The following is a 13953-nucleotide window of genomic DNA, read 5'->3' as shown; positions in this document are numbered from 1 at the left end:
ACGTCTGTCGGACAGGGCGGGGCGGGGCCGTGGCGCCTGTTACAGCCGCTCGATGATCGTCGCGGCGCCCATGCCGGAGGCAACGCAGAGCGTGGCCAGGCCGGTGCCCTTGCCGGTGCGTTCCAGCTCGTCCAGCAGGGTGCCGATGATGATCGCGCCGGAGGCGCCCAGCGGGTGGCCCATGGCGATGGCGCCGCCGTTCACGTTCAGCCGGTCGTGATCCACGTCGAAGGCCTGCATGAAGCGCAGCACGACGGAGGAGAAGGCCTCGTTGACCTCGAACAGGTCGATGTCGGAGATCGCCATGCCGCTGTCGCGCAGGATCTTCTCGGTCGCCGGGACGGGGCCCGTCAGCATGATCGTCGGATCGGTGCCGATCTTGGCCGTGGCACGGATGCGGGCGCGGGGCGTCAGGCCGTGGGCCTCGCCGAATTCCTTGTTGCCGATCAGCACGGCGGCGGACCCGTCCACGATGCCGGAGGAATTGCCGGCGTGGTGGATGTGGTTGATCGCCTCCAGATGCGGATATTTCAGCAGCGCGACCTTGTCGAAGCCGGGCATCGTCTCGCCCATGTCCTTGAACGAGGCCTTGAGCGCGCCAAGCGCCTGCATGTCGGTGCCGGGACGCATGTATTCGTCATGGCTGAGGATCGGCAGGCCGTTCACGTCGCGCACCGTCACGATGGAGCGGTCAAAGCGGCGATCTTCCCAGGCGGCAGCGGCGCGACGCTGGGATTCCACGGCAAAGGCATCGGCGTCATCGCGGGAGATGCCGTATTGCGTGGCGATGATGTCGGCGGAAATGCCCTGGGGCACGAAATAGCTGTCCATCGCCACGGTGGGATCGACGGCCACGGCGGCGCCGTCGCTGCCCATGGCGACGCGGGACATGCATTCCACACCGCCGGCAATATAGCCCTGTCCGGCGCCGCCCTTGACCTGGTTGGCGGCCAGGTTCACCGCCTCCATGCCCGAGGCGCAGAACCGGTTGATGGACAGGCCGGGCACGGCCTCGCCCAGGTCGGAGGCCAGCACGGTGGTCCGGGCCAGGCAGCCGCCCTGTTCCATGGCCTGGGTGGCGTTGCCCCAGATCACGTCTTCCACCGCGTCGGCGGGCAGGTCGCTGCGCTCCTTGATCGCGTTCAGCATCTGCTTGCCCAGCGATACGGAAGTGACTTCGTGCAGGGCGCCGTCGGCGCGGCCCTTGCCGCGCGGGGAGCGCACGGCGTCAAAGATATAGGCGTCGGTCATGTCTGCCTCCTTGGGTTACAGGCCCCGGTCCGCGGGGCGGCCGGGCATCAGGTCATAGGGGTGTTTCCAGCCGTCCAGCGATCGGATGTTGGACAGCCAGCGGTCGATATTGGGCCAGTCCGCGCGGTCGAAGCCGAAAGGCTCCGGGTAGAACAGGTAGCCGCAATTGGAGAAATCGGCATGGGTCGGGCCGTCGCCGACCAGCCAGTCGCGCCCTTCCAGCCCGGAATCCAGCACCTTGAACGCAGCGCGAAGTCGGGTGGAGAGAAAGCCGATGACCTCGGCCGGGCGCTTGTCCTCGGGCAGGAAGTTCATCAGGAAACGCAGTGTCCCGCATTGCGAGGACATCTTGTGATTGTCGAAGAAGACCCAGGTCATCACGTCGCGCGCCTCCTGCGCGGTGGCGCCGCCGTAAAGGCCCGTCTTCTCGGTGATGTACATCTGGATCACGCCGGACTGGCTGATCGTGACATCGCCGTCCACCATCACCGGCACCTCGCCCAGCGGATTCATCGCCGCATATTCCGGGCTGCGGTGCTGGCCGTTGAAAAAGTCCACCTTTTCCGCCCGCCAGTCGAGACCGGACAGCGCCAGCGGCAGCGCCGCCTTGTAGGCATTGCCGCTTTCGCCAAAACAATGAAGCGTGATCGTCATGTCGGTCCTCCCTCGACCTTTTGCACCGGCGGGATTTTCATCCCGCTCCTAGGTTAATCGCGCCTCTTCAGGCCAGGGCGCGCCTGCGGGCCGGGTGGCGCGCGTCGGGCCGTCGTTCGTCCCGACATGCGCCCGGCGGCGGCGCGGGCTTGTGGCGCCGTTGGCGGTCGCGTCACGGGGCGCGGCGGGATGAGCGCGAGGCGGATCATCGTTTCCGGGCCTCCAGTTCCAAATTGAACAGGCGCAGCCGGTGCACCAGGGCTTCCTCGTCGGTGACACTGTCGAAATTCTCCAGCAGGAATGACAGGGCCTCCCCCTCATCCAGCCCGGCCTCGGTGGCAAAGCGCTTCAGGCGGCGCCAGGCGTCTTCGGTCAGGGCGATGGGCATCCGGCGGGTCAGGCGAAAGCGTTTTGGCATGGGCCCTCACCTGCCTGGCAAACCGTGATCGCTGTTGTGCCGTCGTGTTCCATCCGATGGCCTCCCCCGTCCAGATGGGGCCTTTCCGCGTGCCTGTTCAACCCCCGCCCGGCGCGGTGGGGGTTGAACGCTGCGTCGCCTGGCTCAGAACGCCTCGGCGTCCAGGGCCATGATGGTGTCGGCGCCGGACAGAATGCGTTGCAGATGCATCGCCGTGGCGGGCAGGCGGCGCGCCATGTAGTAGCGGCCGGTGGCGATCTTCGTCTCGCAAAAGCCCGTGTCGGCGTCGCCGGCATCCAGCCGCGCCTGCGCGGCCAGCGCCATCTGCGCCCACATGTAGCCCAGGCAGACATGGCCGAAGAGGTGCATGAAATCATTCGACCCGGCCAGCGCGTGGTTGGGGTTTTTCGCGCCGTTCTGCATGAAGTAGGTCGCCGCTTCCTGCAATTGCCGGGAGGCTGCTTTCAGCGGATCGATGAAATCGGATGCAAAGGGGCCATCGCCGTGGGCTTTGCAGAAATCCTTGATCATGGTGAAGAATTCCATGACGGGCTTGCCCCCGCCGGCGGCCAGCTTGCGGCCCACCAGGTCCAGGGCCTGCACGCCGTTGGCGCCTTCGTAGATCATGGCGATGCGGGCGTCGCGGGTGAATTGCGACATGCCCCATTCCTCGATGTAGCCGTGGCCGCCGTAGACCTGCTGGGCCTGCACGGTCATGTCGTAGCCCTCGTCGGTGAGGAAACCCTTGATCACCGGGGTCAGCAGGGAAATCATCGCCTCGGCCTGGGCATCATCGTTGCGGCGGGCGCGGTCGATCATCTGGGCGCCCCACATGACCAGGGCGCGCGCGCCCTCGCAGAAGCTCTTCTGATCCATCAGGGAACGGCGGATATCGGGGTGCACGATGATCGGATCGGCGGGGCCTTCGGGGTTCTCGGCGCCGGTCACGGCGCGGCCCTGCAGGCGGTCCTTGGCGTAGATCACCGCGTTCTGGTAGGCGGCCTCTGCCTGGGACAGACCTTGCATACCGACACCCAGACGGGCCTCGTTCATCATGGTGAACATGGCGCGCATCCCCTTGTGCGCTTCGCCCAGGAGAAAGCCGGTGGCGCCGTCGTAGTTCATCACGCAGGTGGCATTGCCGTGAATGCCCATCTTCTCTTCGATCTTGCCGACAGAGACGGCGTTGCGATCGCCCAGGCTGCCGTCCTCGTTCACCATGAACTTGGGCACGATGAACAACGACACACCCTTGATCCCCTCGGGACCGCCGGGGATCTTGGCCAGCACCAGGTGGATGACGTTGTCGGCCATGTCGTGGTCACCGGCAGAGATGAAGATCTTCTGACCGGTGATGGCATAGCTGCCGTCGTCCTGGGGTTCGGCCTTGGTCCGCATCAGGCCCAGGTCGGTGCCGCATTGCGGTTCGGTCAGGTTCATGGTGCCGGTCCAGTCGCAGGACACCATCCTGGGCAGGTAGGTCTGTTTCTGTGCTTCGGTGCCGTGGGCATGGATGGCCGAGTATGCACCGTGAGTCAGGCCCGGATACATCATGAAGGCCTGGTTGGCGGACTGGAACATTTCCCCCGCCGCCGTGCCGATCAGGTAGGGCATGCCCTGGCCCCCATATTCGGGATCGCAATCCAGCCCGGTCCAGCCGCCGGCGCGCAGCTGGTCAAAGGCGGCCTTGAACCCGGTGGGCGTATGGACGACGCCGTTTTCCAGCCGCACGCCCTCGCGGTCGCCGGAGGCATTCAGCGGCGCCATCACTTCAGAGGCGATCTTGCCGGCCTCTTCGAGGATCGCAGCGGTGAAGTCGCGATCCAGTTCGTCGTAGCCGGCGATATCGGCATCGCCGGCCTTCAGCACATCGTGCAGGACGAACTGGAAATCTTTGACAGGGGCGGTGTAGCTTGGCATCCTCGGGTCTCCGTATCCGTTCTGTCCGACCGGAAAGAGACCCCGGCCGGTGCTACTTCAATTTGGCGAGCTTCTGCTCACCCCATTCGATTTGCTGGCGAAGCTCCGACACGGCCTCATCGAGTTCCGCGCGCTGACGCTCCATGTCTGCCAGCCGCTCCCGCGCAAGGTCGTATGTGCGCGAAAGCTGGGTTTTCTGCTGGTCGCCCATGTAGTAGAGTTCCAGCAACTGGCGGATTTCCTCCAGGCTGAAGCCGAAGCGTTTGCCACGCAGGATCAGTTTCAGCCGGGCGCGATCACGCCGGGTGAACAGCCGTTTCTGGCCCTCGCGGACCGGGAACAGCAGTTCCTTTGCTTCGTAGAACCGGAGCGTGCGCGGGGTTACATCGAACTCGTCACACATCTCTCGGATCGTCTTAAACGTGTCAGACTCCGTCATTCCTTGATCCAATCGATATTTTATCGGTTGGTCAAAATTGCAGATCGTCCCCAGTGGGTTCAACCGGAATATAGGTGAAGTTGACGTTAACGTAATCGATACGTGGCGTCACAACCGGATTGACGTAAGATCAGGACCGATTTGACCCGTGGGAAGAAATTTCCTGTCTTGCCACTCGGCGTATTCCTGCCTGTCGACAAGGGCTTGGGGGTGATTTTTCGCTTTAGAAATCAAGGGTCATCCCTTGTTGAGCGAATCAATCGTCGTGTCGCGCAGCTGACGCAGCTCGCTCATGGATTCCTCCAGCTGCTGGCGTTGCACTTCCAGTTCGGCCAGTTGGCGGTCCGCTTCATCCACCCAGATCCGCATCTGCGCCTCCGAACCTTCCTGCTCCCGCATCTCCAGCCACTGACGGATCGATTCCAGGGGAAAGCCGAACCGCCGACCGCGCAGGATCAGGGTCATCCGCGCGATCTCTCTCTGGTTGTAGTGCCGGGCGCGCCCGGCGCGTTCCGGGCTAAGCAGTTCGATATATTCGTAATATCGCAGCGTGCGCGGGGTCACGTCGAACTTCTCGCACATCTCCTTGAAACTCAGTCGGGTGTCGGTCATCGGCGGGCAACTTTGTCTGAAAAAAGATCCTGGCGCAGTGCCGCAACGTTAGAGAGGCGGCGCGCAGAGGGCAACCGGCGACCGCTTGCCCTCTTGTAGCATTCCCGATCATATGGTGGCGCAAGGGGGGGATATGCAACCGACCGACAAGACGAAAACCGATCCGCTGGACATCGCCCGCAACTTCATGAAGGCACTGCCTCATGCCCGCGCCCTGGGGCTGGTGGCGGTGCAATATGGCGGCGGGCGGGCGGCGTTTTCGCTGCCTTACGACGAAAAGCTGATCGGCGATCCCGAGACCGGCGTCCTGCATGGTGGCGCCGTGTCCGCCCTGCTGGATACCACCTGCGGCGCCGCCGTGGTCGGCCATCCCGAGAGTGCGGGCGGCACCGCGACGCTGGACCTGCGGATCGACTACATGCGGGCCGCCACGCCGGGCCAGACCCTGCGGGCGGAGGCGGAATGCTACCATGTCACCCGTTCCGTGGCCTTTGTCCGGGCGGTGGCGCTGGACGAGGACGAGACGCGCCCCGTCGCCGCCGCCACCGGGGCCTTCACCTTCAAGATGAAGACGCGGGAGGGCAGCGGACGCGACAGCCAGTCCGAACCGCAGGCCGGACCCGACATCGCCACCACCCACCCGATTGCAAAGGACAAGGGATGAGCAGACCCCGCCCCGAACCCGTACAGGTGATCAAGCAACGGCGCGACGCGGCGCTGGACGGTCTGGTGCGTGGCTTGCCCTACCTGCAATTCCTGGGCATCCATTTCGACCGGCGCGGCGACGAGCTGACCGCCGTGATGCCTTATGACGAGATGCTGCTGGGCAATCCCATCCTGCCCGCCCTTCATGGCGGGGCCACCGCCGGGTTTCTGGAGACGACGGCGATCATCGGCCTGGCCTGGTCCCGCCTCTGGGAAGAGATGGAGGACGGTCGCGCCGAACATGCCCCCCTGGGCGAGACGCCGCTGCCCCGGATGCCCAAGACGATCGACCTGACGGTGGATTACCTGCGCTCGGGCCTGCCGCGCGACGCCTATGCGCGGGCAGAGGTCACGCGCTCCGGCCGGCGCTATGCCTCGGTCCGGGTGGAGGCCTGGCAGGACAACCGGGCCCGCCCCATCGCCCAGGCCACGGGGCATTTCCTGATCCCGCATCACGCATGAGCGCCCCGGTAGACCTGCTGCCGGACGGCCCGACCTCGCTGACCCACGCGCGGGTGTTGCGGATCGCGCTGCCCATCGTGCTGTCCAATGCAACGGTGCCGATCCTGGGCGCTGTCGACACCGCCGTCGTCGGCCAACTGGGCGCGGCGGCGCCGATCGGGGCGGTCGGGTTGGGCGCGATCACCATGACCGCGATCTTCTGGATGTTCGGATTCCTGCGCATGGGCACCACCGGGCTGACCGCCCAGGCCGCCGGCGCCGGCAACCGGGCCGAGGTCGCCGCCCTGCTGACCCGCGCGTTGTTGATCGGAGGGGCCGGAGGGCTGGCGCTGATCGTGCTGCAATTGCCGATCTTCTGGGCGACCTTCACCCTGGCCCCCGCGTCCGAGGAGGTGGAGACGCTGGCCCGTGGCTACATGGGGATCCGCATTTTCTCGGCCCCGGCGGCGATTGCGATCTACGGCCTCACCGGTTGGCTGATCGCGCAGGAACGCACCGGGGCGGTGTTGGCGATCCAACTGGTGATGAACCTGATGAACATGGCGCTGGACGCCTGGTTCGTTCTGGGGCTGGGGTGGGGGGTGAACGGCGTCGCCTTCGCGACCTTCCTGTCTGAATGGACCGGCTGCCTGCTGGGCCTGTGGTTGTGCCGCGCGGCGTTCCGGGTGCCGGATTGGCGCGATTGGGACCGGGTCTTCGACCGGGTGCGGCTGATCCGCATGACAGTGGTGAACCGCGATATCCTGCTGCGGTCGCTGATGCTGGAGGCGATGTTCCTGTCGTTCATGTTCCTGGGCGCGGGCTATGGCGATACCAAGCTGGCGGCGAATCAGGTGAACCTGCAATTCATCTTCATCACCGCCTATGCGCTGGACGGTTTCGCCTTCGCGGCGGAGGCCTTCGTGGGTCAGGCTTTGGGCCGCCGCGACCGGGCCGGGCTGCGACGGGGTGCCATCCTGTCCTCGGTCTGGGCGGGGGTGGTCTGCCTGCTGTTGTCGCTGGCGTTCGGGCTGTGTGGCGGGCGGATCATCGACGTGATGACCACCGCCGCCGAGGTCCGCGAGGCCGCCCGCGCCTACCTGCCGTGGATGGTGGTGACGCCGGTGCTGGGCATGGCGTCCTGGATGCTGGACGGGATCTTCATCGGCGCGTCACGGTCGCAGGACATGCGCAACATGATGGCCGTCAGCTTTGTGATCTACCTGCTGTCTTTGGCGGTCTTCCTGCCAATGTTCGGCAATCACGGGCTATGGGCGGCCTTCGTGCTGTCCTTCCTGGTGCGCGGGATCAGCCTGTTCCTGCGCTATCCCGCGCTGGAAGCCAGCGCCGACGCCCCTGCAGAGAGGGCCTGAGCCGCCGCCGCTCCGACAGGGGGGTACAGCGGCCGCGCCTCCCTGGCCCGCGCTGAAGGTTGTCCGCGGTGGTCAGGTTGTGCAGGCCGCCCGGTACGGTGCCGGGCCCTACAGCCAGTCCTGCCGCCCGGTGCCGACCGCCTGCGCGACAGTGTCGAAACCGTCCTGCGCCAGCAGCCTGTCCAGACCGCGCGCGATCTGCGCGCCCAGTGTCAGCCCCTGGTATACCAGCGCGGTATAAAGCTGCACGGCCGAAGCGCCCGCCCGGATCTTGGCATAGGCGTCCTCTGCCGTGGCGATGCCGCCTACGCCGATCAGCGGCACCCGGCCCTGTGTCAGATCCGACAGCCGCGCCAGAACGCGGGTGGAGCGCACGAACAGCGGCGCCCCCGACAGCCCGCCCGCCTGATCGCGGTGCGGGCTGGTCAGCCCGTCACGGGACAGCGTGGTGTTGGTGGCGACGATGGCGTCGATCCCGGTGGCCAGCGCGACTTCGGCCACGTCCTCCAGCCCCTGTGGGTCGAGATCGGGGGCGATCTTCAGGAACACCGGGATCGGGCGAGCCAGCGCGTCACGGGTGGCCAGCACATCCGCCAGCAGCGCGTTCAATGCCGCGCGGCCCTGAAGGTCGCGCAATTTCTCCGTATTGGGGGAGGAGACGTTGACTGTGGCGAAATCCAGATGCGCGCCGCAATGGCGCAGCACGGCCGAGAAATCGGCGGCGCGGTCGGCGCTGTCCTTGTTGGCGCCCAGGTTCAGTCCGATCACCGCCTCCACCGGACGCCGGGCCAGCCGGGGCAGCGTGTCGTCCATGCCGCGATTGTTGAAGCCGAAGCGGTTGATCGCCGCCCGGTCGGCGCGCAGCCGGTATAGACGTGGGCGCGGGTTCCCTTCCTGCGGGCGCGGGGTGATGGCCCCCACCTCGACAAAGCCGAAGCCCGCGCGCGACAACGGATGCAGCGCCTGCGCGTTCTTGTCGAACCCGGCGGCAAGTCCGACGGGATTGTCCAACCTCAGCCCGGCCAGTTTCGTCTCCAGCCGGGGGGTGGTGATCCGCCCGGGCAGCGGCACCAACCCGGCCCGCAGGCCGCTCAGCGCCAGGCCATGGGCCGTTTCCGGGTCCAGGTTGTGCAGCGCTGCCAGCCCGATGCGCTCCCGCAGGGTCGTCATGTCATTGCTGCCGGAAACAGATGCGCGCCGTCCTGAAGGGGCAGGGGGTGATGGGCGATCACCTGCGCCAGCGCCAGCGGCGCGTAGAGATGCGGAAACAGCGCCCCGCCGCGGGAGGGTTCCCATTTGAGAGCCTCACCGAAATCGTCGGCGTCGCAGACGGCCAGCACCAGCCCCTGCGCCCCGGCGAAATGCTTCGCCGCTGTTTCCGCCGCCTGGGAGGCGGTGGAGAAATGGATGAAGCCGTCGGCCAGGTCCACAGGGGCGCCATCCGTGGTGCCATCGCGCAGCAGGGCCTGCCATTCATCGGGGCGAAAAATCTTGTAGATATGCATGGGGGCTTTTTGGGCGACGTCGGGGAACGGGTCAAGCGTGCGCGCGGTGAATCGGCACCGGAACTGCCCGGACCGCAGGCGTTTTCCGCCCGCGACGCAACGGCAGGCGGCGCGCCTGCGCAGGGGCGCCGCGCATTGGTCTTTGACTCGTCGCGCCGGTCGGGGCAGCATTCGGACAGCGACCATCCAACAATGGGGTTTTCCATGACGTCCCGACTGCTTACCACCGCCGCAGCCTTGGCTCTGACCGCCGGCGCGGCCAGCGCGGACTACAAGCTTACCGTGCTGCACACGAATGATTTTCACGACCGGTTCGAACCGATCAGCAAGTACGATTCGGGCTGCTCTGCCGAGGACAACGCCGAGGGAAAATGCTTTGGCGGCATCGCGCGGATGATAACCGCCGTCAACGCGGCCCGTGACCGGGCCGGCGACAATGTCCTGCTTCTGGATGCGGGCGACATGTTCCAGGGTTCGCTGTATTTCACCCAATATGGCGGCGATCTGGCGGCTGAATTCATGAACGGGCTGGGCTATGACGCCATGGCCGTCGGCAACCACGAGTTCGACAAGGGGCCCGCCGGGCTGTCCGATTTCCTGGACCAGGTCCAGTTCCCGGTGCTGTCGGCCAATATCGACGTCAGCCGGGACAACATGCTGGCTGACCGGGTGAAGAAATCCGTGGTGCTTGAGGTCGGCGGCGAACAGATCGGCGTGGTGTCGGTCCTGGCGGAGGACACGCCGGAAACATCCTCGCCGGGGGATACGGTGATCTTTTCCTCCACCGTGGATGCGGCCCAGGGCGAGATCGACCGCCTGACCGACGAGGGCGTGAACAAGATCATCCTGCTGACCCATGTCGGCATCAACGAAGACCTGCGCCTGGCCGAGGCACTGACGAATGTCGACCTGATCATCGGCGGCCACAGCCATACCCTGATGACCAACGAGGAAGGCGCCCCCTATGCCTATCCGACCGAGGTGAACGGCGTGCCGGTCCTGACCGCCTATGCCTATGGCAAGTATCTGGGCGAGGTTCAGGCCACGTTCGACGACGCGGGAGAACTGACCGAGCTGACCGGCGACCCGATCCTGCTGGACGCCTCGGTCGCCGAGGACGAAACCGCTGTCGCGCGCATGGCTGAGCTGGCCAAGCCGCTGGAGGATCTCCGCGCCAAGGTCGTGGCCGAAAGCGGCGACGTGATCGACGGGTCACGCGAAAGCTGCCGGTCGGGCGAATGCCCGATGGGCAACCTGGTGACCGACGCCATGCTGGCGCGGGTCAAGGACCAGGGCATCGACCTGGCGATCACCAACGGCGGCGGGCTGCGGGCTTCCATCGACGCGGGGGAGGTCACGATGGGCGAGGTGCTGTCCGTGCTGCCGTTCCAGAACACGCTGTCGACGTTTCAGACCACCGGTGCGGATATCGTCGCGGCGCTGGAGAACGGCGTCAGCCAACTGGAAGACGGCGCCGGGCGTTTCCCGCAGGTGTCGGGGATGAGCTATGCCTTCGATCCGGCGGCCGAAGCGGGCGCGCGGATTTCCGACGTGATGGTCGGCGGCGCGCCGATCGACCCGGAAAAGACCTATGGCGTGGTGACGAACAACTATGTCCGCAATGGCGGTGACGGCTACAAGATGTTCCGCGACGGGCAGAATGCCTATGATTTCGGTCCCGATCTGGCCGATGTGACGGCGGAATACCTGGCGGAGCAGGGGCCTTATGCCCCCTATACCGACGGCCGTATCACGCAGAAGTAAGTCCCCCCAAGGACCGAACAGAAGGGCGCGTCCTGCGGGGCGCGCCCTTCGCATATGCGGGGCGGGGCTGCTGCGGACTTTGCGCCGGGGCGGGCGGGGCCTATATGTGAGGGGCATCCCGTTTGACCGTAGAAGGCCCCCGAACATGGATCACCCCCTGATCGACCTCATCAGCGCCAAGGTCGCCGAGGCCCAGCGGCGCGGCGATTTCGACGATCTGCCCGGCGCGGGCAAACCCTTGCCGCCCTGCGATGACCCCGAAAACGCCTTGTTGAACCGGGTGATGCGTGAAAATGGCGCGACGCCGGAGTTCGTCACCCTGTCGCGGCAACTGGCCCGGCTGCGCGCGGAGCTGGCAGAGACCGGGGACCGCACCCGCCGCCATGAGATCCTGAAGGAGATGTCGATGATGGACGCCCGCATCGACATCGCCCGCAAGGCCTATTCCCGCTGAGCCCGCGCGATGTGCGGACGCTTTGCCTTTACCCTGCCGGATCAGGCGATGGCGCAGCTGTTTGCCGCGACCCCGGGCAATGATCTGCCGTCCGCCCCGGATTTCAACGTCTGTCCCACCGCGCAGATCGTCACCGTGGTGGGGGGCGGTACAGGGGCAGGGGAGGCGGCCGAAGAAGGTCAGAGCGTGGGAGAAGCGCCGCGCCGGCTGGTGGCCATGCGCTGGGGCTTTGTTCCGCATTGGTACAAGACGCCGGGCGACGGGCCGCTGCTGATCAACGCGCGGGCAGAGACGATCGCCGAGAAACCCGCCTTTCGCGCCGCCTGCCGGGCGCGGCGCTGCCTGATCCCCGTCACCGGGTTCTACGAATGGGAACGCCATGACCGCCTGCGCCTTCCATGGTTCGCGCAGCGCAGCGATGACACGCCGTTGGTGATGGCCGGGATCTGGCAGGATTGGGAGGGGCCGGAGGGCCCGATGACCACCTGCGCCATCGTCACCACCCAGGCAGAGGGGGAGATCGCCGCCATACACCACCGGATGCCGGTGATTCTGGACCCGCGGGATTGGCCGTTGTGGTTGGGGGAGGCAGGTCATGGCGCGGCGCGTCTGATGCGACCGGCGCCCGGCGGAACGCTGCGCCTGTACCGCGTGGACCGGGCCGTGAATTCCAACCGGGCCGCCGGCCCCGAACTGATCGAGCCGCTGGAGCCTGAAGCGCCCTGATCTCCGGCCTGTCCTGGTCCCCGCTTCGGCGGTTCTGCCCAGCCGTCAGCCCGCGCGCGGGGTTAGTCGCCGCCGGGGATATAGCGGTCGATGGACAGGTTCAGCCGGTTGATGAAACTGGCATCGATATAGCCGAAATCGACCTCGCTGGGCAGCGCCTGTAGCCGGAATTCCCCGTCGTAGCGTGACGAATTGCTGTCGTCCTTGCGGAACTTGGAATAGGTGGTCGGCAGCACCAGCATGGCGTATTCGTCACCCTTGCTCAGCCGGGAGGTGCGCCAGGTGGAATTGCGGGCCTCCATCCGCAGGCGATCGGCATCGACATTGATGAACCGGATCTTGTCCCCCAACGCGACAAAGGTGGTCTCGGGGAAGACGCCGGTGTCTTCGATGTAGATGTCGTGGTAGACCCCGGTGAAGTCGAGCAGGCCGCCGTCGTCTTCCTCCTCCTCCTCCTCCTCTTCCTCGCACAGGCCATATTGCAGCCAGCTGGAATCGCAGAGATCGGAGGCGGTGGGGTAGCACCAGCCGTAGTAATAATAGATCGGGTAGCAGACGGCCTGCGCCGCACCGGCGAGGCCGACCAGCATCACGCTTGCCGTGACAAGGGTTCGAAAAGTCTGAACGGCGCTGCGCATGGAAACCTCGGAACAGAAACTATCGAGGATTCGCTATCGCAGGAATCCGGCGGATTTCGGGCAAACTCCGGGCCACTACATGTTCGTCCAAGCCTCGGAACGCGAAACCGGCCCCGGATCGATGCCTGGTCCATCCCCGGAACGGCGCGCGATGGAACTTGTCGGCCCAGCCTTCGTTGACAGGGCAACAGTTCATTCAAGTTCACAGCTGGAGGCCCCTATGGCACAGGCACAAAAGACCGCATCGAACGCATCCGCCGCCAAGGCGCATGACCCGTCCCAGGACGACATCCAGGCGCAGCTGAAGGTGCTGCAAGCCGAGGTCGCGAACCTGACGCAGGTTCTGGGCGATTACGGTCGCGCCCAGACCGGGGAGCTGAAAAGCTTTGCCACCGAGCGCGCGCGTAAGCTGCGCGCCGATGCCGAGGCCGGGGTGAAGCTGACCGAGGCGCAGGTGCGTGATGCCTATTCCGACGCGGAGACCGCCGTGCGCAACAACCCCGGCACCGCCGTGGCCATTGCCTCGGGCGTGGGGTTCCTGATCGGCCTGATCGCGTCGCGCCGGTAACACGATGTTCGGGGCGTTTTTCTACAGCATCCGGCAGGCGGTGCGGCGGGCCACGTTTTCTGTGGGCGCCGCGCTGCTGATGTCCGTCGGGCTGGGGTTCCTGACGGCCGCAGCCTGGATCTTTCTTGCGCAGACCCAAGGGGCGATGCTGGCCGCGCTGATCATCGGCTGCGCCTATTTCGGGCTGGGCATGGTGGCGCTGGCGGTGGCCTCGATCCGGCGGCCGGTACCGGCGGCGGGTGCAACCCGCCCGCAAGCGCCCAACGCCGGATCGCCCGGCGGCATCGTCGGGGCGTTGATGCAGGGTATCGGCGCGGGTATCGCCGCCGGTGCTGCGGGCAAGGCCAGCCAGGCCGCGCCTTCCGCACCGCCCGATCCCCATGCCGCGCCGCCCGCCGCCCATCGTCCGCCGCATCCGATGGCGGCGGAATAGGCCCGCTTGTCCGAGGCGGTGCCCGCCCGGAGGAGCGCCGGTGCGCGACAAG

Annotated in this window: 16 protein-coding genes and 1 pseudogene; 8 read left to right on the top strand and 9 right to left on the bottom strand. The window is 66.2% G+C overall.

The annotated features are described in order from the left end of the window. Window positions 1-39: 39 nt before the first annotated feature. The 6 genes from G5A46_RS02065 to G5A46_RS02040 form a co-directional block, all read right to left on the bottom strand. Window positions 40-1251 carry an acetyl-CoA C-acetyltransferase gene (locus tag G5A46_RS02065; RefSeq protein ID WP_163846834.1) on the bottom strand — a complete coding sequence of 404 codons (1212 nt, stop codon included), beginning with the start codon at window positions 1249-1251 and terminating at the stop codon, window positions 40-42. A 15-nt stretch (window positions 1252-1266) separates the two neighbouring features. Then, window positions 1267-1905, bottom strand: coding sequence for a glutathione S-transferase family protein (locus G5A46_RS02060; protein WP_163846832.1), 639 nt, complete (start codon window positions 1903-1905; stop codon window positions 1267-1269). Window positions 1906-2110: 205 nt separating this feature from the next. Next, window positions 2111-2323 (bottom strand): hypothetical protein, encoded by a 213-nt coding sequence (locus G5A46_RS02055; protein WP_163846830.1) that lies wholly within the window; start codon window positions 2321-2323, stop codon window positions 2111-2113. A gap of 144 nt (window positions 2324-2467) precedes the next feature. After that, window positions 2468-4243, bottom strand: coding sequence for an acyl-CoA dehydrogenase C-terminal domain-containing protein (locus tag G5A46_RS02050; protein WP_163846828.1), 1776 nt, complete (start codon window positions 4241-4243; stop codon window positions 2468-2470). 52 nt (window positions 4244-4295) lie between these two features. Beyond that, window positions 4296-4682, bottom strand: a complete 387-nt coding sequence (locus G5A46_RS02045) for a MerR family transcriptional regulator (RefSeq protein ID WP_163846826.1) — start codon at window positions 4680-4682, stop codon at window positions 4296-4298. 237 nt (window positions 4683-4919) lie between these two features. After that, window positions 4920-5294, bottom strand: coding sequence for a MerR family transcriptional regulator (locus G5A46_RS02040; RefSeq protein WP_163846825.1), 375 nt, complete (start codon window positions 5292-5294; stop codon window positions 4920-4922). Between the two features lie 133 nt (window positions 5295-5427). On the opposite strand from G5A46_RS02040, the pseudogene G5A46_RS02035 reads away from it, so the two are divergent. From G5A46_RS02035 to G5A46_RS02025, 3 genes and pseudogenes are all read left to right on the top strand, one after another. After that, window positions 5428-5865 (top strand): annotated as a pseudogene (locus G5A46_RS02035) (PaaI family thioesterase); the annotation flags it as partial. A gap of 89 nt (window positions 5866-5954) precedes the next feature. Further along, entirely contained in the window at window positions 5955-6461 is a 507-nt protein-coding gene (locus G5A46_RS02030; protein WP_163846820.1) for a PaaI family thioesterase, read from the top strand. Further along, entirely contained in the window at window positions 6458-7813 is a 1356-nt protein-coding gene (locus tag G5A46_RS02025) for an MATE family efflux transporter (RefSeq protein WP_163846818.1), read from the top strand. The genes G5A46_RS02030 and G5A46_RS02025 overlap by 4 nt, the downstream gene beginning before the upstream one ends. Before the next feature lie 108 nt (window positions 7814-7921). On the opposite strand, the gene G5A46_RS02020 is transcribed toward G5A46_RS02025, so the two are convergent. Further along, complete coding sequence (locus tag G5A46_RS02020) at window positions 7922-8983, bottom strand: quinone-dependent dihydroorotate dehydrogenase (RefSeq protein ID WP_163846816.1); 1062 nt, start codon at window positions 8981-8983, stop codon at window positions 7922-7924. Beyond that, complete coding sequence (locus G5A46_RS02015; RefSeq protein ID WP_163846814.1) at window positions 8980-9318, bottom strand: DUF952 domain-containing protein; 339 nt, start codon at window positions 9316-9318, stop codon at window positions 8980-8982. The genes G5A46_RS02020 and G5A46_RS02015 overlap by 4 nt, the downstream gene beginning before the upstream one ends. Before the next feature lie 204 nt (window positions 9319-9522). Between G5A46_RS02015 and G5A46_RS02010 the strand changes: the two genes are divergently transcribed. From G5A46_RS02010 to G5A46_RS02000, 3 genes are all read left to right on the top strand, one after another. Continuing rightward, window positions 9523-11082: a bifunctional metallophosphatase/5'-nucleotidase gene (locus G5A46_RS02010; protein ID WP_163846812.1), complete on the top strand. Its 1560-nt coding sequence runs from the start codon at window positions 9523-9525 to the stop codon at window positions 11080-11082. 145 nt (window positions 11083-11227) lie between these two features. Further along, on the top strand, window positions 11228-11536 hold the full coding sequence (locus G5A46_RS02005; protein WP_163846810.1) for a DnaJ family domain-containing protein: 309 nt from the start codon (window positions 11228-11230) through the stop codon (window positions 11534-11536). Window positions 11537-11545: 9 nt separating this feature from the next. Further along, window positions 11546-12262, top strand: a complete 717-nt coding sequence (locus G5A46_RS02000; RefSeq protein WP_163846808.1) for an SOS response-associated peptidase — start codon at window positions 11546-11548, stop codon at window positions 12260-12262. A gap of 62 nt (window positions 12263-12324) precedes the next feature. Here G5A46_RS02000 and G5A46_RS01995 read toward each other — a convergent pair whose 3' ends face one another. Further along, window positions 12325-12900 carry a hypothetical protein gene (locus tag G5A46_RS01995; RefSeq protein WP_163846806.1) on the bottom strand — a complete coding sequence of 192 codons (576 nt, stop codon included), beginning with the start codon at window positions 12898-12900 and terminating at the stop codon, window positions 12325-12327. Between the two features lie 220 nt (window positions 12901-13120). Between G5A46_RS01995 and G5A46_RS01990 the strand changes: the two genes are divergently transcribed. Both G5A46_RS01990 and G5A46_RS01985 read left to right on the top strand, forming a co-directional pair. Next, complete coding sequence (locus G5A46_RS01990; RefSeq protein ID WP_163846804.1) at window positions 13121-13468, top strand: ElaB/YgaM/YqjD family protein; 348 nt, start codon at window positions 13121-13123, stop codon at window positions 13466-13468. 4 nt (window positions 13469-13472) lie between these two features. After that, window positions 13473-13901, top strand: a complete 429-nt coding sequence (locus G5A46_RS01985; RefSeq protein WP_163846802.1) for a hypothetical protein — start codon at window positions 13473-13475, stop codon at window positions 13899-13901. The last annotated feature ends 52 nt before the right edge of the window (window positions 13902-13953 follow it).

Source organism: Pseudooceanicola aestuarii (assembly GCF_010614805.1).
In the GTDB taxonomy this organism is placed as follows: Bacteria; Pseudomonadota; Alphaproteobacteria; order Rhodobacterales; family Rhodobacteraceae; genus Pseudooceanicola; species Pseudooceanicola aestuarii.
Note: the sequence above shows the minus strand (reverse complement) of the source record. Positions and strands in the feature narration are given on the sequence as shown.

Bases quoted from the DNA above. Each gene is read 5' to 3' on its own strand.
- G5A46_RS02065 (WP_163846834.1), bottom strand. From the start codon at position 1,251: ATGACCGACGCCTATATCTTTGACGCCGTGCGCTCCCCGCGCGGCAAG.
- G5A46_RS02060 (WP_163846832.1), bottom strand. From the start codon at position 1,905: ATGACGATCACGCTTCATTGTTTTGGCGAAAGCGGCAATGCCTACAAG.
- G5A46_RS02055 (WP_163846830.1), bottom strand. From the start codon at position 2,323: ATGCCAAAACGCTTTCGCCTGACCCGCCGGATGCCCATCGCCCTGACC.
- G5A46_RS02050 (WP_163846828.1), bottom strand. From the start codon at position 4,243: ATGCCAAGCTACACCGCCCCTGTCAAAGATTTCCAGTTCGTCCTGCAC.
- G5A46_RS02045 (WP_163846826.1), bottom strand. From the start codon at position 4,682: ATGACGGAGTCTGACACGTTTAAGACGATCCGAGAGATGTGTGACGAG.
- G5A46_RS02040 (WP_163846825.1), bottom strand. From the start codon at position 5,294: ATGACCGACACCCGACTGAGTTTCAAGGAGATGTGCGAGAAGTTCGAC.
- G5A46_RS02030 (WP_163846820.1), top strand. From the start codon at position 5,955: ATGAGCAGACCCCGCCCCGAACCCGTACAGGTGATCAAGCAACGGCGC.
- G5A46_RS02025 (WP_163846818.1), top strand. From the start codon at position 6,458: ATGAGCGCCCCGGTAGACCTGCTGCCGGACGGCCCGACCTCGCTGACC.
- G5A46_RS02020 (WP_163846816.1), bottom strand. From the start codon at position 8,983: ATGACGACCCTGCGGGAGCGCATCGGGCTGGCAGCGCTGCACAACCTG.
- G5A46_RS02015 (WP_163846814.1), bottom strand. From the start codon at position 9,318: ATGCATATCTACAAGATTTTTCGCCCCGATGAATGGCAGGCCCTGCTG.
- G5A46_RS02010 (WP_163846812.1), top strand. From the start codon at position 9,523: ATGACGTCCCGACTGCTTACCACCGCCGCAGCCTTGGCTCTGACCGCC.
- G5A46_RS02005 (WP_163846810.1), top strand. From the start codon at position 11,228: ATGGATCACCCCCTGATCGACCTCATCAGCGCCAAGGTCGCCGAGGCC.
- G5A46_RS02000 (WP_163846808.1), top strand. From the start codon at position 11,546: ATGTGCGGACGCTTTGCCTTTACCCTGCCGGATCAGGCGATGGCGCAG.
- G5A46_RS01995 (WP_163846806.1), bottom strand. From the start codon at position 12,900: ATGCGCAGCGCCGTTCAGACTTTTCGAACCCTTGTCACGGCAAGCGTG.
- G5A46_RS01990 (WP_163846804.1), top strand. From the start codon at position 13,121: ATGGCACAGGCACAAAAGACCGCATCGAACGCATCCGCCGCCAAGGCG.
- G5A46_RS01985 (WP_163846802.1), top strand. From the start codon at position 13,473: ATGTTCGGGGCGTTTTTCTACAGCATCCGGCAGGCGGTGCGGCGGGCC.